20 protein-coding genes are annotated in these 20,501 nt (G+C 67.6%); 8 read left to right on the forward strand and 12 right to left on the reverse strand.

Features of this window, described 5'->3' with window-relative positions; translation table 11 throughout:
* Positions 1 to 94 precede the first annotated feature (94 nt).
* On the forward strand, positions 95 to 1,351 hold the full coding sequence (gene hflX / locus DM818_RS01995) for a GTPase HflX (RefSeq protein ID WP_123123934.1): 1,257 nt from the start codon (positions 95 to 97) through the stop codon (positions 1,349 to 1,351).
* On the opposite strand, the gene DM818_RS02000 is transcribed toward hflX, so the two are convergent.
* The 3 genes from DM818_RS02000 to DM818_RS02010 are packed head-to-tail and all read right to left on the reverse strand — an operon-like array spanning position 1,345 to position 4,599.
* A complete protein-coding gene (locus DM818_RS02000; protein WP_123123933.1) occupies positions 1,345 to 2,817 on the reverse strand; it encodes a CoA-acylating methylmalonate-semialdehyde dehydrogenase in 1,473 nt (490 codons plus the stop codon). The genes hflX and DM818_RS02000 overlap by 7 nt on opposite strands.
* 42 nt (positions 2,818 to 2,859) lie before the next feature.
* Positions 2,860 to 4,092: an iron-containing alcohol dehydrogenase gene (locus DM818_RS02005; RefSeq protein ID WP_153952237.1), complete on the reverse strand. Its 1,233-nt coding sequence runs from the start codon at positions 4,090 to 4,092 to the stop codon at positions 2,860 to 2,862.
* Between the two features lie 48 nt (positions 4,093 to 4,140).
* Positions 4,141 to 4,599 (reverse strand): CopD family protein, encoded by a 459-nt coding sequence (locus DM818_RS02010; protein ID WP_075938329.1) that lies wholly within the window; start codon positions 4,597 to 4,599, stop codon positions 4,141 to 4,143.
* Between the two features lie 189 nt (positions 4,600 to 4,788).
* On the opposite strand from DM818_RS02010, the gene hisC reads away from it, so the two are divergent.
* From hisC to DM818_RS02035, 5 genes are read left to right on the forward strand one after another with little or no spacing between them, the layout of a single operon-like run.
* Positions 4,789 to 5,856, forward strand: a complete 1,068-nt coding sequence (gene hisC, locus DM818_RS02015) for a histidinol-phosphate transaminase (RefSeq protein WP_075938328.1) — start codon at positions 4,789 to 4,791, stop codon at positions 5,854 to 5,856.
* On the forward strand, positions 5,853 to 6,356 hold the full coding sequence (locus DM818_RS02020) for an adenylate kinase family protein (protein ID WP_153952238.1): 504 nt from the start codon (positions 5,853 to 5,855) through the stop codon (positions 6,354 to 6,356). Before hisC ends, DM818_RS02020 begins: the two co-directional genes overlap by 4 nt.
* A complete protein-coding gene (locus tag DM818_RS02025) occupies positions 6,353 to 6,961 on the forward strand; it encodes a CDP-alcohol phosphatidyltransferase family protein (protein WP_075938326.1) in 609 nt (202 codons plus the stop codon). The genes DM818_RS02020 and DM818_RS02025 overlap by 4 nt, the downstream gene beginning before the upstream one ends.
* Before the next feature lie 42 nt (positions 6,962 to 7,003).
* Positions 7,004 to 7,972, forward strand: a complete 969-nt coding sequence (gene mvaD, locus DM818_RS02030; protein WP_153952239.1) for a phosphomevalonate decarboxylase MvaD — start codon at positions 7,004 to 7,006, stop codon at positions 7,970 to 7,972.
* 56 nt (positions 7,973 to 8,028) lie between these two features.
* Entirely contained in the window at positions 8,029 to 9,147 is a 1,119-nt protein-coding gene (locus DM818_RS02035) for an NAD(P)/FAD-dependent oxidoreductase (protein ID WP_123123930.1), read from the forward strand.
* Here DM818_RS02035 and DM818_RS02040 read toward each other — a convergent pair whose 3' ends face one another.
* Genes DM818_RS02040 through thiE form a run of 5 tightly spaced genes read right to left on the reverse strand, consistent with a single transcriptional unit; the run spans position 9,148 to position 12,537 of the window.
* The gene (locus DM818_RS02040) at positions 9,148 to 9,507 is read right to left on the reverse strand and encodes a hypothetical protein (protein ID WP_123123929.1); all 360 of its coding nucleotides are present in this window, start codon (positions 9,505 to 9,507) and stop codon (positions 9,148 to 9,150) included.
* Complete coding sequence (locus DM818_RS02045) at positions 9,507 to 10,316, reverse strand: hypothetical protein (protein ID WP_123123928.1); 810 nt, start codon at positions 10,314 to 10,316, stop codon at positions 9,507 to 9,509. Before DM818_RS02045 ends, DM818_RS02040 begins: the two co-directional genes overlap by 1 nt.
* Positions 10,317 to 10,367: 51 nt before the next feature.
* Positions 10,368 to 11,090 (reverse strand): SDR family oxidoreductase, encoded by a 723-nt coding sequence (locus DM818_RS02050; protein WP_123123927.1) that lies wholly within the window; start codon positions 11,088 to 11,090, stop codon positions 10,368 to 10,370.
* On the reverse strand, positions 11,090 to 11,905 hold the full coding sequence (gene thiM / locus DM818_RS02055) for a hydroxyethylthiazole kinase (RefSeq protein ID WP_075938320.1): 816 nt from the start codon (positions 11,903 to 11,905) through the stop codon (positions 11,090 to 11,092). The genes DM818_RS02050 and thiM overlap by 1 nt, the downstream gene beginning before the upstream one ends.
* Entirely contained in the window at positions 11,902 to 12,537 is a 636-nt protein-coding gene (gene thiE / locus DM818_RS02060) for a thiamine phosphate synthase (protein WP_075938319.1), read from the reverse strand. The genes thiM and thiE overlap by 4 nt, the downstream gene beginning before the upstream one ends.
* Positions 12,538 to 12,721: 184 nt before the next feature.
* Between thiE and DM818_RS02065 the strand changes: the two genes are divergently transcribed.
* Positions 12,722 to 14,377, forward strand: coding sequence for a thiamine pyrophosphate-binding protein (locus DM818_RS02065; RefSeq protein ID WP_153952240.1), 1,656 nt, complete (start codon positions 12,722 to 12,724; stop codon positions 14,375 to 14,377).
* A gap of 2 nt (positions 14,378 to 14,379) precedes the next feature.
* Here DM818_RS02065 and DM818_RS02070 read toward each other — a convergent pair whose 3' ends face one another.
* Complete coding sequence (locus DM818_RS02070; protein ID WP_153952241.1) at positions 14,380 to 14,559, reverse strand: hypothetical protein; 180 nt, start codon at positions 14,557 to 14,559, stop codon at positions 14,380 to 14,382.
* 7 nt (positions 14,560 to 14,566) lie between these two features.
* Positions 14,567 to 15,055 (reverse strand): Lrp/AsnC family transcriptional regulator, encoded by a 489-nt coding sequence (locus tag DM818_RS02075; RefSeq protein WP_075938316.1) that lies wholly within the window; start codon positions 15,053 to 15,055, stop codon positions 14,567 to 14,569.
* Between the two features lie 312 nt (positions 15,056 to 15,367).
* Between DM818_RS02075 and DM818_RS02080 the strand changes: the two genes are divergently transcribed.
* A complete protein-coding gene (locus DM818_RS02080; RefSeq protein ID WP_153952242.1) occupies positions 15,368 to 17,539 on the forward strand; it encodes an amino acid permease in 2,172 nt (723 codons plus the stop codon).
* 9 nt (positions 17,540 to 17,548) lie between these two features.
* Here DM818_RS02080 and DM818_RS02085 read toward each other — a convergent pair whose 3' ends face one another.
* Together DM818_RS02085 and DM818_RS02090 are read right to left on the reverse strand one after the other, a co-directional pair.
* On the reverse strand, positions 17,549 to 18,928 hold the full coding sequence (locus DM818_RS02085) for a PAS domain-containing sensor histidine kinase (protein WP_075938314.1): 1,380 nt from the start codon (positions 18,926 to 18,928) through the stop codon (positions 17,549 to 17,551).
* Positions 18,929 to 19,127: 199 nt separating this feature from the next.
* Positions 19,128 to 20,357 carry an ABC transporter substrate-binding protein gene (locus DM818_RS02090; protein WP_153952243.1) on the reverse strand — a complete coding sequence of 410 codons (1,230 nt, stop codon included), beginning with the start codon at positions 20,355 to 20,357 and terminating at the stop codon, positions 19,128 to 19,130.
* Positions 20,358 to 20,501 lie beyond the last annotated feature (144 nt).

The raw sequence follows: 20,501 nt of genomic DNA on the forward strand, positions 1-20,501 counted from the left end.
AAAGAACAGATGTCTGATGCCCAATCCCGTCTGCTGACCGGCGTTCACGCACGTCGGTTACGCTCGCACCGTTTTCGACCGACGGGATTCACCAATGACAGGAACGATACTCGCAACACGGACAGCGGACGGAACAGGAGAGACAGACGAACTTGAACGGTTGGCCGAGACAGCCGGCTACGACGTACTCGGGACGGTCACCGCGACCGGGCCACGCGACGCGACGTACAACCTCACGCCGGGAGCAGTCACCGACCTCGAAGCCCGGGTGCGAGAGACTGGCGCGACCCGCGTCGTGGTCGATAACGACCTCACGCCCGGACAGGCACACAACATCGCGACGCGACTCCCGGACGAGGTTGAACTCATGGACCGACGACGGCTGGTGCTCACTGTGTTCGAACAGGGAGCCGGGAGCAAGGTCGCACGGCTTCAGGTTCGGCTCGCGCGACTGGAGTATGAACTACCTCGGCTTCGGGCGGCCATCAACCGCGACGAGGCGACCGAGATAACGAGACACGACGAGGAGGGGAAACCAATCGAGGACCACAAGCGGCGTATCGACGCGACGAAACAGCGGCTGGCACAGCTATCTGACCCGACTGCTGACCGACTGGCGCGTCGGGCGAAGGCAGGGTTCGATACGGTCGCACTCGTCGGCTACACCAACGCTGGGAAGACGACGCTCCTGCGGCGACTGGCCGACGAACTGGCCCTCAATTCCGACCACCACGACGACGAGTCCGGCGAGCCGACCGTCCGCGACCAGCTATTCGAGACGCTCAACACGACGACCCGCCGCGCGACCTGTTCGGGACGACGGCTACTGTTAACCGATACCGTCGGGTTCGTCTCCGGCCTGCCCCACGAGTTCGTCGCCGCCTTCGAGTCGACGATGGCGAGTGCACGCCACGCCGAACTCGTCTTGCTCGTCGTGGACGGCTCCGACCCGCGTGCAGACATCGAGCGTAAACTGACCGTCGCCAAGGAGCAACTGACCGACGCCGATGGGACGGTTCTCCCAGTTGTGAACAAAATCGACCGGATAGACGACAGCAAGCGGGCCGAGATTGTCGAACTGTTCGAGACACCGCCGGTTTGGGTGAGTGCGACCGACGGCTCGCTTGACGCGTTGCGCGTGGCGATTGTCGACGCACTTCCGACCGCAGAAACGACGCTGACCGTACCGAACAGCGATGGCGCAATGACACTCGTCTCGTGGTGTTATGACCACGCCGAGGTGCGCGAGATACAGTACGGCGACGAGATAGCGATACGAGTGGCCGGCAAGCCGTCGGTCATCGAGGAAGCAGAGCGAAAAGCAACTAACGTGGAGTTACCGGTTCAGTAATCCCACCGCTCGATGGCGATTTTCTTGTCGGTGTAGAAGTGGATCATATCTTCGCCCTGCGCGTGGAGGTCACCGAAGAAGGAGTCCTTCTGCCCGCCGAAGTGGAAGAAGGCCATCGGCGCGGCGGTGCCGGCGTTGATAGCGAGGTTGCCGGCCTCGGCGTCCTCCTTGAACTTCCGGGCGTCGCGCCCGCTGTCGGTGAACAGACTCGCCGCATTGCCGAACCGGCTCTGGTTCATCGTCTCGATTGCCTCGTCGATATCCGAGACGGTGGCCAGCGAGAGCACCGGGCCGAAGATCTCCTCGTCGACGATGGTCATGCCGGGTTCGACGTTCTCGAACAGGCAGGGACCGAGGAAGTTGCCGTCGCCGTCCGCCTCCCAGTCGCGGCCGTCGTGGATGAGGTCGGCCCCCTCGTCGATGCCCGTCTGTATCATCTCGCGAACCGACTCCTCGTGTTCGGGCGTGATGAGCGGGCCGATGGTGGTCTCGTCGTCGAGTCCGTTGCCGAGCACCTGCGACTCGACTTCCTCGAGCGCCGCTGCCCGGAACTCGTCGTACACCGACTCGTCGACGAGCACCACGTCGTTGGCGAGACACCGCTCGCCCGAGCAGGCCAGCGCGGAGTTGACGGACTGCTCTGCGGCGAACTCCACGTCGGCGGATTCGGCGACGATGACGTGATTCTTCGCGCCGCCCTGGGCCTGCACGCGCTTGCCATTGGCGGCGGCCGTCTCGTAGACGTGCCGGGCGATTGGCGTACTGCCGACGAAGGAGACGCCTTCCACGTCGTCGTGTTCGAGCAGGGCGTTGACGGTGTCGGGACCGCCGTTGAGCAGGCTGACGACCCCCGGCGGGAAGCCGGCCTCGTCGATGAGTTCGAACAGGTACTGCGAGGTGAGCGGGTCGCGCTCGCTCGGCTTGAGGACGAAGGCGTTGCCCGTCGCGACGGCGTACGGGAGGAACCACAGCGGAATCATCCCCGGGAAGTTGAACGGCGTAATCGCCGTGTATACGCCCTGTGGCTGGCGGACGGCGCTCTCGTCGATATCCGGCGCGGCGTGTTGAAGCGTGCCCGACTGCATCATCGACGGTATGCCGCAGGCGACTTCGACGTTCTCGATACCGCGGCGGAGTTCCCCGCGCGCTTCGCCCAGCGTTTTCCCGTGTTCCTCGACCAGCGTGCGCGCCATGTCGTCTTGATGCTCCTCGAGGAGTTCCTTCAGCTTGAACAGCGGCTGGATGCGCTCCTCGACGGGCTGTTTGCTCCACGTCTCGAAGGCGTCGAGCGCCTCGCCGACCGTCTCGTCGACGTCCGACTCCGAGCTGAATCGCGTCGTCGCGAGCGTCTCTCCCGTCGCCGGATTGACGACCGGGTGCGACTCGTCGCCGGTCGGGTCGGTCCACTCCCCGCCCGCGTAGTTGCGTACGGTCTCGGTTCCCGTGACTGCGCCAAATGGTGCCATGGGACAGAGGCGTGACAGAGGGGTATAAATCTTGATTCGCCGTTAGCTTCGCCGCGGGCTGTCGGGCGCGAGCGCATCGTCGTACAGCCGGACGAACAGCTCCTCGATTTCCGTCTGTGTGGGTTTGCGCGGATTGTTGTCGGGCGACCCCGAGTCGATGGCGTCCTGTGCCATCTTCTCGACCACGTCGAGATACTCCTCGCGGGGCGGGACCGTCCCGTACTCGTCGAGGTAGTCGGCGAGGTCGATGTCCGAACAGAGGTCGTGGACACCCTCCACGGCGGCCTCGGCCGCGGCGCGGTCGCTCATCTCCTCGTCGGCGACGCCCATCGTCCGGGCGATATCGGCGTAGTCTTCGGGCGCGGCGATGAGTGAAAACTCCATCACGTACGGGAGGAGGAGTCCGTTGGCCAACCCGTGCGGGATGTGGAGTTGTGCGCCGAGGGGCCGCGCCATCCCGTGGACGAGCGCGACCGAGGAGTTCGTGAACGCCTGTCCCGCCTGAAGTTGGCCGATGAGCGTCTCCGTCCGGGCTTCGATGTTCTCGCCGTTGGCCCACGCCTTGGGGAGCGCGTCGGCCATCCGCCGGATGGCGTTGGTCGCGAAGTCGTCGGAGACGCTGTAGGACTTGACGGAAACGTACGCCTCGATGGCGTGGGTGAGCGCGTCGATACCGGTGAAGGCGGTGTGGCTCTGCGGGAGCGACACCGTGAGTTCGGGGTCCTCGATGGCGACGGTCGGGACGACGTTCTTCGAGACGATGAGGAACTTCGTGGACGTGGACTCGTCGCTGACGACGACAGACCGGGTCGCCTCGCTGCCGGTGCCCGTCGTCGTGTTGACCGCGATAATCGGCGGCGTCGGGTTCGGCACCCCCTCGTAGCCGGCCTTGTCGACGCCGAAGTCACGGATGTTGCCGTCGTTGGCCGCGAGAATGCCGACTCCCTTCCCCGTGTCAATCGAGGAGCCACCCCCGAGCGTGACGATAACGTCACAGCCACCCTCGACGTACCGCTCGTGGGCGGCCTCGATGTTCTCGACGGTCGGGTCCGGGCGTACGTCGTCGTAGACGACGACCTCGACCCCGGCATCGGTGAGCAACTGCTCGATGCGCTCCCCGTGGATATCGTAGATTTCGGCGGAGGCGACCAGCAAGGCGGTGTCGCCGTAGGTGTCGGCGTACTCGCCGACCGTTTCGACGGCTCCGCGACCCAGTTCGATTTTCCCCGGCGAGACGACGAGCCGAGATTCGTGTGCCGGTGTACCAGATGGCATGGTCGTGTGTCACAACCACACGACATAGATGTTACGAGAGGGGGACTCTCAATACGGAGCGACCGGCGAGGCGAGCAGTCCGGCGTCGACGAGCAGGAGCACGGCGACGACGGCCCCGGCACGGAAGAACGGTCGGGCTTCGCGGGCCGGCTCCCGGAGTTTGTCGGCGTCGAGTCCCTCGCGGAGCCGCGCGCTGCCGATTTCGACGAGCGCCGTGAGCACGAGCCAGAGCACGAGCATCGCGAGCACGAGGTGGCCACGGAACGTTCCGGTGAGCATCTCGATGGTGTAGAAGTTCCCTGCCTGGTGGCCGCCCGTCAGGAAGAGGACGACGGCCGAGCTCCGGGAGACGGTCGTGAGCCGGCCGGCGATCTGTTTGAGCGCGTCCGGCTGGATGTTGCCGGCGACGGCAGTTGGGTTCACGGCGAGCGCGACGTAGAGCACGCTCCCGGTGAGCAGTGCACCGAAGACCATGTGAAGCACGTAGGAGATTGCGTCGACAACCATATTCCGAAGTAGGGGGCGGGCATCCTGAATCCACCGCTCGCGGCGCGTAGCTGACCGGCGGTCGTGCGTTTGCACGCGGTGTGAGTATCCACCGCTCGTGTACGGCGCACGCGGTGTGAGCATCCACCGTTCGTGCACCACGCACGCGGTGTGAGCACGCTTAAGAGTGCCCCGCCGTTTTCACCGAGTATGGAACCACGAGACCTCTCGACCCACGTCCCCTACGAGGCGGGCCGTGGCATCGAGGAGACCGCCCGCGAGCTCGGGATGGACCCCGACGAGCTGGTGAAGCTCTCCTCGAACGAGAACGCGTGGGGACCGTCGCCGAAGGCGGTCGTCGCGCTCCGGGAGTCGGCTGCGACGGTCCACGCCTATCCGAAGGCCTCACACGCCGACCTGACTGCGGCCCTCGCGGACCGGTTTTCGGTCGCAGACGAGCAGGTGTGGCTCGCCAACGGCGGCGACGGTGCCCTCGATTATCTCGCTCGCGCCCTCCTCGCACCCGGCGACGAGGTGCTCGTCTCGGACCCCGGCTTCGCCTACTACGCCATGTCCGCCCGCTTCCACCACGGACAGGTGAACGAGTACCCGATTCGGAAGGAAGACGACTTCGAGCAGACCGCCGCGGGCGTGCTCGAGCACTACGACGGCGAGCGAATCGTCTACGTCACCTCGCCGCACAACCCCGCCGGCACGGAGATGCCACTCGAGGAAGTGACGAAGCTGGCCGACGCCACCGACGAGGAGACGCTCGTCGTCGTGGACGAGGCGTACGGCGAGTTCTCCGAGACCCCCTCCGCGGTCGAACTCACCCACGAGCGCGACGACGTGGCCGTCCTCCGAACCTTCTCGAAGGCGTTCGGGCTGGCCGGCTGTCGGCTCGGCTACGCCATCGTCCCCCACGACTGGAGCGAGGCGTACGCCCGCGTCAACACCCCCTTCGCGGCGAGTGAACTCGCCTGTCGCGCCGGCCTCGCTGCCCTCGATGACACGGAGCACGTCGAACGGACCGTCGAGGGCGTCCGCGACGCCCGCGAGTACATGTACGACAACCTCGACTGTCCGACCTGGGAGTCGCAGGGGAACTTCGTGCTCGCGGAGGTGGGCGACGGCACCCGCGTCTTCGAGGCCGCGAAACAGGAGGGCGTCATCATCCGCGACACCTCCTCCTTCGGCCTGCCGGAGTGTGTTCGCATCACCGCCGGCACGCCCGCCATGACCGAACGCGCCGTCGAGGTCATCAACGGGGCACTATGAGGGTCGCCGTCACCGGGACGCCGGGGACGGGCAAGACCACCGCCGTCGACGCCGTGGAGACGGCCCTCGACGTGGTGCATCTGAACGAGGTCATCAAATCCGAAGGGTTCGACACCGGACGCGACGGCCAGCGCGGCTCGCTCGTCGCCGACATGGACGCGCTCGGTGAGTGGCTCGGCGACCGCGACTGTCTCGTCGAGTCGCATCTCGCCCACCACTTCCCAGCCGACCGGGTCATCGTCCTCCGGTGTCACCCCGACGACCTCGAAGCGCGGCTCACCGAGCGCGGCGAGAGCGCGGAGAAGGCCAGCGAGAATGCAGAGGCAGAAGCACTCGATGTCGTGCTCTCGGAGGCCGTCGCGAACCACGGGCAGGACTCCGTCTACGAAATCGACACGACCGACCGGACGCCCGAGGAAGTGGCACGCGAAATCGAGGCCGTCGTCGCCGGCGAGCGCGAGCCGTCGGCCGGCACGGTCGATTTCATCGGGTGGCTATGACCCTCGACCAGTATCGCAGCGTCTCCGACCGCCTGCTCGCTCCCGTCGTCCGGGTCGCGATTCGGCTCGGCCTGACGCCGAACGCCATCTCCGTCGTCGCCATCGCCACGGCGGGCGCAGCAGGCGCGGCCTACTGGCTCGCCGCCCCCGGCTCGCTGTTGTATCTGCTCGGCGCGTTCCTCGTGCTCGCGAACGGGCTGCTCGACGTGCTCGACGGGATGGTCGCCCGCCAGACCGAGACCGACTCGCCGGGCGGTGACCTCATCGACCACGTGCTCGACCGCTACGCCGACATCCTCCTGCTCGTCGGGCTGGCGGGCGGCACCGGCGAGTTCGCCATCGGGCTCGCCGCGGTCACGGGCGTCCTGATGACCTCCTATCTCGGGACGCAGGCGCAGGCCGTCGGCTTGGACCGCGTCTACGGCGGCTTGGTTGGCCGTGCCGACCGGCTCGCCATCATCGGTATCGTCACCGGCCTCGCGGCGTTCACGACCGTCTCGTATCAGGGGCTGTCGCTCGTCGGTCTCCTGCTCGTCTTCTTTGCCGTCATCGGGCACGTCACCGCACTCCAGCGCTTCTACTACGCGCTGCGCGCGCTGGAGTGAGCGAGCGGTCGTTTTAAGCCCGCCACGCTACCCCCTCCAGACATGAAAGCCACCGCGAAGGCCCACCCGATTCAGGGGCTCATCAAGTACCACGGGATGCGCGACGCCGAGCGTCGCTTCCCGTATCACGACTCCATCAGCGTCTGTACGGCCCCCTCACACTCGAAGACGACCGCCGCGTTCGACGAGTCGCTCGACGGCGACGAAATCGTCATCGACGGCGAAGCCGTCGACGGTCGCGGGCGCGAGCGCGTCGAGATGGTCGTCGACCACGTCCGCGAGCTGGCCGACATCGACGCCCCCGTTCGATTCCACTCACAGAACAACTTCCCGACGAACATCGGCTTCGGCTCCTCGTCGTCCGGCTTTGCGGCCGCGGCGATGGCACTCGTGGAGGCTGCCGGGCTCGACATGACCCGGCCCGAGATTTCGACCGTCGCGCGCCGTGGTTCCTCCTCCGCTGCGCGGGCGGTGACGGGCGCGTTCTCCCAACTCGACGCCGGGATGAACGACGAGGACTGCCGTGCCCACCGCATCGAGACGGACCTCGAAGACGACCTCCGTATCGTCGCGGCGGAGGTGCCGGCGTTCAAACACACCGAGGCCGCCCACGACGAGGCCGAGGCCTCCCACATGTTCGAGGCGCGACTCGCCCACATCCACCAGCAGATGTCGGATATGCGCGACGCGCTCCGTCGCGGTGACTTCGACGAGACGTTCGAGCTGGCGGAACACGACTCGCTGTCGCTTGCCGCGACGACGATGACCGGCCCGGCCGCGTGGGTGTACTGGCAGCCCGAGACGCTGGAGATCTTCGAGACCGTCCGCGAGCTTCGCGGCGAGGGCATCCCCGTCTACTACTCGACGGATACCGGCGCGTCCGTCTACGTGAACACGACCGCCGAGTACGTCGACCGCGTGGAGAGCGCCATCGCCGAACTCGTCCCGACGCGCGTCTGGGAAGTCGGCGGTCCCGCCCGGATTCTCGACGACTCCGAGGCGCTGTTCTGACGCCGCGGCGAGGACACACGCAGGGGGTTCAAGCGGCCGGCGCACCAACGTCGCGTATGCACGTTGCCGTCTTCGGCGCTGGCTACGCCGGGCTGACTGCGGTCCGCCGGCTCGAACGCTCACTTCCCGACAGCGTCGACCTGACGCTCGTCACCGACGAACCCTATCATCTGGTCCAACACGAACTCCACCGGGCGATTCGCCGCCCGGACGTGACCGACACCATCTGTCTCCCGCTGGAAGACGTGACCGGCCGCGCGAGGCTCCGTATCGAACGCGTCGAGTCGGTCGACCCCGCGGGCGGCACCGCGACGCTCGCCGACGGGGAAATCGAGTACGACTACGCCGCCGTCTGTCTCGGAGCCGAGACCGCCTTCCACGGGCTGGACGGCGTCGAAGAGCACGCGATTCCGCTCAAGCGACTCGAACACGCAGAGCGCATCCGAGCCTCGGTTCACGCCGCCGAGGGCGGGGATATCGTCGTCGGCGGGGGCGGTCTCTCCGGGATTCAGGTCGCCGGCGAACTCGCCGCGCTCGCCGACGAGGAGGAGTACGACGCGAACGTCACGCTCGTCGAGCGGAACGAGTCGGTCGCGTCGGGCTTCGAGCCGGCGTTCCAGCGCGCGATTTCCGAGGAACTGACCGAGCGGGACGTGACGGTACAGACGGGCGTCGGCGTCACCGGCGCGGACGACGATCACGTCCATCTCGACACCGACGAGTCGCTCGCCTACGAGACGCTCGTCTGGACCGGGGGCATCCGCGGCCCGGACGCGCTGGCCGGCGAGCGCGCCGCGACCCGCGAGACGCTGCGCGGCGAGAACGGGACTTTCTACGTCGGCGACAGCGCCCGCGTCACTGACGCGAACGGCGCGGCGGTCCCGGCGAGCGCACAGACCGCGCTCCGCGAGGCGAAGGTGGCAGCGGACAACATCGCCGCGCTCGCAGAGCACGACCTGTCAGAGGCGGGCGGCTTCGCGCCGTCGCTGGACCGCTACAGCTTCGACTCGCCGGGGTGGGTCGTGACGGTCGGCGACGGCGCGGTCGCGCAGGTCGGCCCGACCGTCCTCCGCGGGCAGGCGGCCCGCACCGCGAAGGCGAGCATCGGGGCGGCACACCTCTCCTCGATAGGGGCGATTACGAACGCCTCGACGCTGGTGCGCGACGAGCTGTAATCAGATGAAGGGGACGCCGACGGCCGACGGAGAGGTGACGTTCGCGGCCGCGAGCACGGAGAGCACGACGACTGAGGCGACCCACGCGACGAGCGCGATACCCGCGGCGGCCGTCCAGCCGACGCGGTAGCGACTGCGCACGACGAGCAGATACGCCAGCAGCGTCGCGACCGGGCCGACGATTGGGACATCGCCCACGAGCCAGCCGACGACGCCCCACACGAGGGCCCCGAGGGCGGCGGTCACGACGGCGTGGCTGTAATCGCGACTCGACGCGAGCAGACTCGCGCCGACGTGGATACCGATACCGCCCACGAGTAGGCTGACGACGAAGACGACGATGTTGTCGGAGAGTGCCATCACCCGTCCGAGGCGGGCCTCGCTGAAAGTGATTGTGTCGGCGACAGCCCGTCGGGAAGGGCGGTCGCGTCGACCAGCGGCGTCATGAGTGCGTCCGACTCGGGGAGGTCGGCGTCAAGTCCGGCCGCGGTCGCGACGGTGGCGAGGAAGGTCGCCTCGCGACACGGCAGGTCGGTGGCCGTGCCCGCGACGCCGCCGTCGTGGTGGGCGAGGACGCCTTCGATGCCGCGTCCGACGGCGGCCGGGTCTCCGTCGAGGACGCCTTCGAGGAACGCGACGCGGCCGCCGTAGAGCCGCCGTTCCTCGCGGCCGGTCGTCTCGAAGAACCCCTGTCTCGTGAGTCGCGTCGTCTCGGCCGCGAGGCGGTCGGTGGCTTCGGCCACGGTCTCGGCGTCGCCGCCGGCCCCGGCAGCGAGCGCACGGTAGTAGTCGATGTCGAGTGCGCCTCGCTCATCGAGGTCGGGGAGCGTCGCGTGTTCGACCGCCCGCAGGAGTTGTCGAGCCAGCCCCGGAACGGCCTGCTTTGCGCCGGCGAGCGTCGCTGCACGCAGCGCGAAGTACCGCTCGGCCACGACGTTCGTGCCGGCGTCGGCCGCGCCGGCGTGGAGGTTGCTCGCCGCGTCGAACCGCCGGCGCGCGCCGTCGGAGTCGGCCTCGATGGCGAGGAGTCCTGCGGCGACCTTCTCGCCGAGTGCAGCCGTCGTCGCACGGTACGGCCCGACGTTCTCGGGAACGCCGCGGGCAAGTTTGTCCGTCCGGTCGGCGAACGTCTCGCGTTCCTCGGCCAGCCAGCCGTCGAGTCGCTGCATACGCGACGTAGGTGCGACGGCGGGATACTACTCCGGCCGAACCGGTTCGGCTCAAAACCGCTCGTAGATGTCCTCGCGAAAGAGGTCGAGTTCGGTGACCGCCGCGGGCGAGGATTGTGAGAGGACGTACGCCACCGCGTCGGCCACGTCCTCGACGGCGAGTTCGGCGTCGGGGTCGAGTCGGTCACTGTTCGGCTGGTCGCGGAACTCTGCACCGAACTCAGTCGGTACGCCTGAGGGGTTGACGACGCCGACCTGTACGCCCTCGGGGCCGACGCGGCCGGCGAGACTCGCGGCGAAGCCGCGGAGCCACCACTTCGAAGCCGCGTAAATCGGGGTGGCCGTGCTCGGATACTTTCCCTTGTAGCTCCCGAGGAAGACGACCGCACCCGACCGCTCGCGAATCGCCGGCAGCGCGGCCCGAACCGTGTAGAAGGCTCCCTTCACGTTCACGTCCGTCACCTGTTCGAACTGGTCGAGGGAGAGCTCCGACAGTGGCACGTCCGGCTGTTCGCCCGTGCCGGCGTTGACGACGACGCCGTCGAGGCGGCCGAACCGGTCGAGCGTCGCGTCGACGAGACTCGCGACGGCCGCGGGGTCGGTCACGTCCGTCGGAACGGCGAGTGCATCCGTCGGCAGGTCCTCGCGCACGCGGTCGAGTCGACTCTCGCTTCGGGCGGCGAGGACGACCCGGTAGCCGTCGGCTGCCAGTCGACGGGCAGTCGCGGCCCCGATCCCCGAACTCGCCCCCGTGACGAGAACGACCTCGGCCATCAGTGCAGTTCCGTGATGCGCTCCTCGTCGGGCGCGGCTTCGGCGGCGTCGAGACCGGCGATAGCATCGAGGAACGCCGTCCGGTAGCTGGCCGGCCCCTCGAAGTCGCCGTACGCGCCGGCGGCAGCACGCTCACCGGCGCGGCCGTACGCGAGCGTCCCCGCGAGCACGGCGTCGAGGGTGTCTGTGACGGCACCCGCGAAGACGGCCTGTGTCACCCCCTGCATACAGCCGGTGCCGACGAACTGGCCCATCAGTTCGTGGCCCGCCTCGATTTCGAAGGCGCGGTCGGCGGTCGCGACCACGTCGGTCGCTCCGGAGGCGACGACGACCGCTCCGGTGTCGGCGGCCACGGCCGTCGCGTCGCGTGCAATCTCCGAGTAGTCGCCCACGGACTCGACCCCCCGAACGTCGGCCGTCTCGCCGGCGAGCGCCGTGATTTCGCCGTAGTTCCCGTTGATGACGGCGATGTCGAGGTCGGTCGTGAGCCGCCCTGCGGTCTCGTCGCGGGCCGGCGTCGCGCCCACGCCGACCGGGTCGAGGACGATGGGCACGTCGTGGTCCATCGCCGAGCGGCCGGCCGCGAGCATCGTCTCGACGCCCTGCTCGTCGGTCGTCCCCATGTTGAGCAGGAGTCCGTCGGCGCCGGCGACCATGTCGACCACGTCGTTCTCGTCGTCGGACATCACCGGCAGCCCGCCCCAGAAGAGGGCGGCGTTGGCCACGTCGTTCACCGTGACGGCGTTGGTGATACAGTTGACGAGCGGACTCACCTCGGCGATGGCGTCGAAGGCACCGTCGAGGTCGGGGTTCATTGCTCGACCCCCGCGCCGACGACGGTTTCACGCAGCGACCGGGTCGCAGCCTCCGGGTCGTCGGTGTCGGTAATCGCGGAGATGACCGCGACGCCGTCAGCGCCGGCCGCGATTACGTCGCGGGCGTTCGTCACGTCGATGCCCCCGATACCGACGAACGGGATATCGACGGCCGCGTCGATTGCGCGAACGGCGTCGAGCCCAATCTCGGACTCCTCGGGGTCGGTCTCCTTCGACCCGGTGGCGAACACCGCGCCGACGCCGAGATAATCCGCGCCCGCGGCCGCCGCTTCCTCGGCGGCTTCGACCGTCGACACCGACCGGCCGATGATGGCATCGCCACCTAACTGCTCGCGGGCGACTCCGACGGGGAGGTCGTCGTCCCCGAGGTGGACGCCGTCGGCGTCGATGGCGGCCGCGAGGTCGACCCGGTCGTTGACGATGAGGGGAACGTCGGCCGCGCGCGTCACCTCGCGGAGCCGTCGGCCGAGGTCGTACCGCTCGCGGACGCTCGTCGCCTTCTCGCGCAGTTGCACCACGTCGACGCCGCCGGCGATGGCCGCCTCGACCGTCTCGACGGTCGGATGTGTCGAAAAGCGGGCCTCGGTCACGAGATACGTCTGTAAATTCATCGGTGGTAGTTACTGGTGGTCGCGATAAGGGCGTTTCGCTCGCTCATCTCCACCGAACAGTCCGGGCTACACAAAATCGAGTAGCTACGACAGCAGCTCGCGAGGGCCCGCGAGCGACTACTCGACCGGAAGAGCGCGTCACCCCGTCCGGGGGATATTTACCCGAAAGTGGCGACACCACCGCATGGACGATTCGAGCGACGCGGCTGCGACCGTCGGCGAGGCGGTTGTCGCGGCGATGGCCGAGGCCGGTATCGACGCGGCGTTCGGCATCCCGGGCAAGCAGACGCTCCCGCTGAACGAGGCGATGGCGAGCAACGATATCCGGTACGTCGTCGCCCGCCACGAGACCGCGGTCAGCCACCAGGCGTGGGGGTACGCCGAGACGACGGGCCGGCCTGCGGCGACGGTCGTCATCCCCGGCCCGGGCGACCTGAACGCGGCTAACGGGCTGAAGAACGCCCACAACGACTGTACGCCGCTGTTTCACCTCGCCGTGGAGACGGCCCCGGAGGTGCGCGGCGGCGACGGCATCCACGAGACTCCCCCGGAGGTGTACGACGAACTGGTGAAGGCAAACTACACCGTCGCGTCGCCGGCGAGCGCGGCCGCGACCGTCACCGAGGCGGTCGAGGAGGCGACCACCCACCCCAAAGGTCCCGTCCGCGTCGGCATCCCGAAGACGTTTCTCGGACAGACGGTCGCGTCGGCCGCGGCGGGCGCGCGCGACGAACGCGGCCCGAAACAGCCGGCTTCCGACGCCCTCGCGCGGGCGAGTGCCCTGCTTGCCGACGCAACGCGACCGGCGCTCCTCGCGGGAGGTGGCGTGCGGGCGAGCGACGCCGCCGGGAGCCTCGAAGCGCTCGCCGACCACCTGAACGCGCCCGTCGTGACGACGTACAAGGGGAAAGGCACGCTCGCCGAGGACCACCCGCTGTCGGCTGGAGTGTTGTGCGGCGGAACCAGCCCGGCGGTGGCGTCCGTTCTCGAAGACGCGGACGCGCTGCTCGCGGTCGGGACAGATTTCGACGCCGTCGCGACCGGCGAGTGGGGGTACGACCTCCCCGACCGCCTCGTCCACGTCACCTACCACGCGAGCGATATCGGGACGGGATACGACCCCGCGGTCGGCATTCTCGCGGATGCTGACGCGACGCTTCGGGCGCTCCGCGAGTCGCTGCCGGCGGGCGACGGCGACGGAGAGCGGCGAGCGCAGGACGCGCGGGCCGCCGACCGAGCGCGGCTCGACGCACTGGTCGATACGCACGACGGAAACCCCACCTCCGTTGAGGCGCTCCGGGCCGTCCGCGAGGCGGTCCCGCGGGAGGCGACGGTGGCGGTCGACGCCGGCGGCTTCCGCATCTGGGCGCTCGTCGCCTTCCCGGCGTACGGCCCGCGCCGGTACGTCAATCCGGGGTCGTGGGCGACGATGGGAACCGGGCTTCCGTCGGCAATCGGGGCGACGGTCGCGAACCCGGACCGCGAGGTCGTCGCGCTCACCGGCGACGGCGGCCTGATGATGTGTCTCCACGAGCTCCACACGCTCGCCGCCGAATCGCTGGAGGTGACGGTGGTCGTCTTCCGCAACGACGACTACGCCATCATCAGCGAGGAGGCGACCCGGAGCTACGGGCTCAAAGAAGTCGCCTACGGCTGGGGCGACACCCCGGTCGAGTTCACCGCGCTCGCGGAGTCGATGGGCGTGGCCGGCTACAGCGCACACGCGGTCGATGAAATCCCCGCCACCGTCTCCGAGGCGCGAGCGAGCGACGGGCCGGCGCTCGTCGAGGTGCGGACGGACCCGACGGAGCCACAGGCCAGCGAGTGGATGCGGCGGTGAGGCTACGACTCGGCCGCGTACTCCAGGATGCGCGGCGTCACGAGAAACTCTGCGACGGCGAGCAGCACGATGAACCACCGCGTCGCTCCCTCGGCCGCGGTGAATGCGAGAAACAGGAGCGCAGTCGCGCTCGCTGCACCGATACCGTAGCGAATGAGGGGACTGTCGAGGGTACTGCTCATCGGTCGGTCACCCCTCCTCGGGCGGCGCGTCGGCGTCGTCGAGGAATCCGTGGTACGGACAGACGTACTCGTCGCGGATGAGCTGTTCGTCGACGACCCGAAGCCCGGCCGCGTCGAGTTCCTCGCTGATGCGGTTGAGGTCGTCGTGGTCGCGGCCGATGGCGTTCACGTAGACGTTCCGCTCGCCGGTCATGATTTCACGGACGGCGGTCACCCCACGAATCGTACGGGCCTCGTTGGCGAGTTCATCGCGTTCGGGAATCGGTGCCGTACAGATAATCTTCGTGTACAGGGGGTAGCCGGCGAGGTCGTAGTCGATGTCGATGTGGTAGCCACGGATGACGCCGCTTTCTTCCAGCTTGTTGAGCCGGGTCCGAACCGTGCTCGAAGACAGTCCCAGCTCCTCTGCGATATCGGTGGACGACGTCGAGCGCGCGTCCTGCTGGAGATAGTACAGAATATGCTTGTCGACAGAGTCCAACTCGCCGTCTTTCATGGGTGGTGACCGTTGGGCCGCGGGCGCAATATAAGCTTGTCACGCCGGTGCGCCCGGAACGGCACAGGTCATGGGTGTGTTACCATGCACCAGCATAGACAACAGTAACGAACTATAATGCCGCCTTCCGTGACGAATCGTCAATAAGAGCGGTCGATTTATCTGTTTCCGTCACCGAATGTATGTACACAGCAATGCGACGTATCTATCTCTCCACGAGTACGCCATCATGAAGTTCGGGCAACTCAGTACACACCACGGTTCGGTCAACGCACAGGCGGTCTCGGTCGTCGCGCGGGCCGGTGAGACGAGATGAAGGAACTCGAACGGGACCTCGGACTGCCGTCGGTGCTCGCTATCAGCATCGGCGCGATGATCGGGAGCGGTATCTTCATCCTGCCGGCGCTCGCGCTCGACATCGCCGGTCCGTCCGTCATCTTCGCGTACGCGCTGGCCGGACTGCTCGTCGTTCCGGCGGCGCTCTCGAAGTCGGAGATGGCGACCGCGATGCCGGAAGCCGGCGGTACCTACATCTACATCGAACGCGGGATGGGACCGCTGCTCGGTACGATTGCCGGCGTCGGAACGTGGTTCTCGCTGTCGTTCAAGGGGGCACTCGCGCTCGTAGGGGGCGTCCCGTACCTGCTCATCCTGTTTGACCTCCCGGCCGAGCCGGTCGCGTTAGGGCTGGCGGCAGTGCTCATCCTCATCAACATCGTGGGGGCGAAACAGACCGGCCGGCTCCAGGTGGTCATCGTCGTCGTGATGCTCGCGGCGCTGGGCTGGTTCGCGGCCGGGAGCGCACCGCTCGTCGAATCGGCGAACTACGCGGACTTCTTCGGCGACGGTATCGGCGGACTGCTCGCCGCGACCGGGCTGGTGTTCGTCTCGTACGCGGGCGTTACGAAGGTCGCGAGCGTCGCCGAAGAGGTCGAGGATCCGGGCCGGAACATCCCGCTCGGCATCCTCGGCTCGCTCGGCTTCACGACGATACTGTACGTCGCAATCGTGTTCGTCCTGGTCGGCGTGACCGACCCGGGAACCATCGCTGGCTCCGACACGCCGGTGGCGATTGCCGCCGAGGCGACGCTCGGCCGACTCGGTGAAATCGTCATCATCATCGCGGCCATGCTCGCGCTCATTTCGACGGCGAACGCGGGGATTCTCTCGTCGTCGCGGTATCCGCTGGCGATGAGCCGCGACAAGCTCGCGCCGCCGTCGCTGGCCGACGTGAGCGACCGGTTCGGCACGCCGGTGAACGCCATCACGCTCACGGGCGCGGTGTTGCTCGTCTTGATCGCGTTCGTCCCGATTCTCGACATCGCGAAGCTCGCGAGCGCGTTCCAGATTCTGGTGTTCGCGCTCATCAACCTCGCGCTCATCGCCTTCCGCGAGGGGAGCGCGGAGTACGAACCGGAGTTCACCTCGCCGCTGTACCCGTGGATGCAGGTGTTCGGGTCCGTCACGGGCCTGCTCCTGTTGACTCAGATGGGGTCGGTCGCGCTCATCGGTGCGGCCGTCATCATCGTCGGGAGCGTCCTCTGGTATCTGTTCTACGTCCGGTCGCGGGTCGACCGCGAGGGCGCGGCGACGGACGCCGTCCGGCGTCGGGTCGGTCGTGACGTGCTCACGGAGACGGAGGCCGCAGTCGACACCACCAGCCGCGAGGTGCTCGTCGCGCTCACGAAGAACCTCGACGAGAGCCGAGAGCGCGCGCTCGTCGCCATGGCCGCCGACATGGTACGAGCAGACGACGGCCGCGTCGTCGTCGCGCGGTTCGAGGAGGTGCCCGACCAAGCGCCGCTCACCGAGGACGTGACGACGCAGTCGCCGGCCGACCGCTCGTACGAGACCCGCATCGAGGGGTTGTCTGCGGAGTTCGACGTTGACATTGAGGCGGACGAAATCGTGAGCCACGACACCAAACACGCGATGGTCAACTTCGCGCGCGAGCGGGGCGTCGACTCCATCGTCGCGGAACACGAGCCGCTGCGGCTCCGGTCGCGGCTGTTCGGCGACCCCATCGACTGGGTCGTCCGACACGCCCCGTGTGACGTGTTGCTCGTCGACAATCTCGGATACGACCGGCCACAGCGGATTGCGCTGTCGGGCGACGGTGACCCGTATCCGCCACTCGCGGTCAACGTGGCCGGGGCCTTCGCCGCCGCGAACGACGGCGAGGTGTCGCTGTGGTACCCCGCCGACTGGCAGGGCACGGAGACGTACAGGGAGACCATCGCCGAGTACCAGACCGAGCTTTCGGAGCTACTGTCGGTGCCGGTGCGAACGAAATCCGTCGGCAGCGATCAACAGACGGACGCAGACGTGGTGGTACGGCGCGGAACCGACCAGCGACTCCGCGGCGCGCTGTTCGACAGCGGACCGGCGCTCCCGAGTCCGGGCTGTACGACGGTGACCGTGTACCCACACGAGTCACAGCGACCGAGTCTCGGCCGCCGGCTGCTCGAACGGCTCACGTTCTGAACGGGCGCGTCAGGCCCGTGGGAGCGTCACCGAGAACACGGCTCCCCGCTGCTCGTCGGGGACAAGCACGTCGTCGGGAGCCTCGCCGGCGCCCGTGATATCGAGTCGGCCCTCGTAGCTGCGAACCATCTCTCTGACCAGATACAGCCCGAAGCCGTTGCTCGGCTCGTCGAGCTCGGAGACGCCCTTCTCGAGAATCGCGTCGCGCTGGTCGGGCGGGACTCCGGGACCGTTGTCCGCGACGTGGACCGTGACGCCGGCGGTCGTCCCGCCGGAGGTCTCTCCCCCACCTTCGTCCGACGGAGAGGCAGGTCGCTCGGTCGACGGCGAAAACGATGTCTCACGCGCCGTGACGGCCACCCGCGGCTGGTCCGTGTCGTTGTGGACGACCGCGTTCGTGAGGATGTTCTCGAACACGCGACCGAGGAGTCCGTCGGCGAGTACGGCGTCGGGCACCTCGTCCAGCCCGCGAGTGGTGACCTCGACGGCGGAGTAGCTGCCCTCAAGCAGATCGATCTTCTCGCGGAGCGTCTCGGGAAGCGACATCGGCTCGCGCTCGTGTGGCCCGTCGGTTTCGAGCGCCGCCGTGAGCTCTCGCATCGTCTCGATCAGTTCCGTGAGGTCGTCGACGCGGTCGCGAATCACGTCGAGATGCTCGTTGACGGGGTCGTCCGCGTCGAGGCGGGTCCGGGCCGTCTGCGTCTCGACGTTGACGACGTTGAGTCCGTTGAGGATGTCGTGGCGTATCGTCCGGTTCAGCAGTTCGAGCCGCTCGCGTTCCCGTTCGATTGTTCGCTCGTACTCGTGGCGCTCGGTCAGGTCACGCGTCACCTTGGTGAACCCGCGGAGCGTCTCGTCGTCGCCGCGAATCGCCGTGATGGTCACGCGCGCCCAAAACCGGCTGCCGTCCTTGTGGACCCGCCACCCCTCGTCCTCGACGCGGCCGTCTCGGGCCGCGGTGGCGAGATTCCGCTCCGGCCGTCGGTGCTCGCGGTCCTCGGCGGAGTAGAACGTCGAAAAGTGGTCGCCGACGATTTCGTCGGCGTCGTATCCCTTGAGCTGTCTCGCCCCCTCGTTCCACGTCTGGACGATACCGTCGGGCGTGATGAGGAAGATGGCGTAATCGGAGACGGTCTGGACCAGCTCCTCGAACTGGACCCGGTCGCGGGCGGGCGCGGTCTCGGTCGCTCGCCACCAGATCGTTGCCCCCTCCGGTCCGGTCTTCTTCTGTAGCGTCCCCTCGGTCGACAGACGCTGCAACACGTCCTCGATAATATCCGGGTCGCCGTCGAGGTGAGAACGAAGTTCGGTCGTCGTGTGCGGCTCCGTCCCGACGGAATCGAGGACGGCCCTTCTAATGTCCGCCCGCGCTGTCGGTGAGCCGGTCATCTATCTGTCCCGCGTGTGCCGGCTGTCGATACAGCCGTTCAGCGAGCGGTTACCGTCGCGACCGACTCGACTGCGATGCACCGACGGCGCGTCCTGCGGTCGTTCCCCCACGTACATGGTCTCGTCTACGAGCGAGAGCCAAATTAATCAGTTGTTTCCAGAAGCAGTTCCGGTTACTCGTCGTGTCAGTAGCGGCTTCTCAGAGGGTTCCGGTGAGGATGTCGCGGACGCGACCGTGGTCGAACAGCCGGTCGTCGCTACCGAAATCCGGGTAGCTGTCGCCGTTCTCGTACCCCGGCCACGCGCCGAACTGCTCGGGGTAGAGCTGCTTTGCCGTCATCTCGAGCTGGAAGAGGTTCATCAGCGGCCCCTGCCAGCGGGTCCCCTGTGCGTACACGCGGTCGTTCTGGACCGCCGAGAGGTCGCTGGCGACGGGGTCGTCCCGCAGATTCTGCTGGAGCTGGTCGAAGTCCACGGAGTCGGTCACCGTCCAGAGCGCGAGAATCGCGTCCGGGTCGGCCTCGACGACCGCCTCCATGTCGACCTGATTGAACGCGGCACCGTCGAACTCCGCGTCGGCGAACGCGTCGACGGCCCCCAGCGGCCGGGTGTGGGTGTTCCAGTACCCCTCGGCGTTCAGCCGAAGCACGTAGATGCTCGACAGGTCGGTCGAGAGGGAGAGATACGCGACGCTCGGGCGGTCGGACTCCGCCGGAAGGTTGGAGTCGACGGTCCCGAGCAGTTCCTCGTGGACGGACGCCATCGCCTCGTAGCGGGCGCGCTCGCCGTACAGCGACGCGACTTGCTCGAACAGGTACCAGAGACTGTTGTACTCGTAGTCGTCTGCCCACGCCTGTGGCGGCGTCGCCTGATAGCTGCTGTAGTAGTTACCGAACCACGGGCCGACGTTGTCGGCGATTTCATCGATGTCGGTCCGGTTCCAGTTCTCCTGTGTCGTCACCCACGCGGGGTCGACGAGATGGAGGTCGCTGTCGAGGGCGTACAACTCCTCCTTGCCGAAGCCGTAGCCGCCCGCCTTGTCAGCCCACTCGATTTCGACGCCGTCCATCCCGGCGGTGAAGTACTCCATCGCGGCCGCGGTGCCGTCCCACCACAGCGAGTTCACCGTGTCTCCCTGCCCCAGCGCCGTCGCCATGTCGGGGAACCACGGGAAGTGTGTGAAGACGTTCGTCGGCGGCTCGTCGAGGGTCACCTCGCCGACCGGCGAGATGGTGCCCGTGTACTCCTGTCGGGGCGTCTCGGTCGCCGTGGCGTCGGCGTCGGTGTCCGTCGCGGTATCCGTCGCCGTCGGCTCCGACCCGCTCTGGCTCGAACAGCCCGCGAGCAGTCCGCCACCCACCACCGCGCCGCCGTATTTCATGTACTCTCTCCGCGTCGGTCCCACCCGCTCGTTCGAATCGTCGACCATACTCTTAGGCCACCCTAAATATACAAAAGGGTTCTGAAGATTAGGTCGGCCAAACTTACCCCTCTCGTAGCAGCGTTCGACAGTTCTGTATCGCGATTAGTAGTTTATGCTCGGAACTGCGGCCCGACCGAAGACGTCACTCGA

This window comes from Halosegnis longus, assembly GCF_009663395.1.
In the GTDB taxonomy this organism is placed as follows: domain Archaea; phylum Halobacteriota; class Halobacteria; order Halobacteriales; family Haloarculaceae; genus Halosegnis; species Halosegnis longus.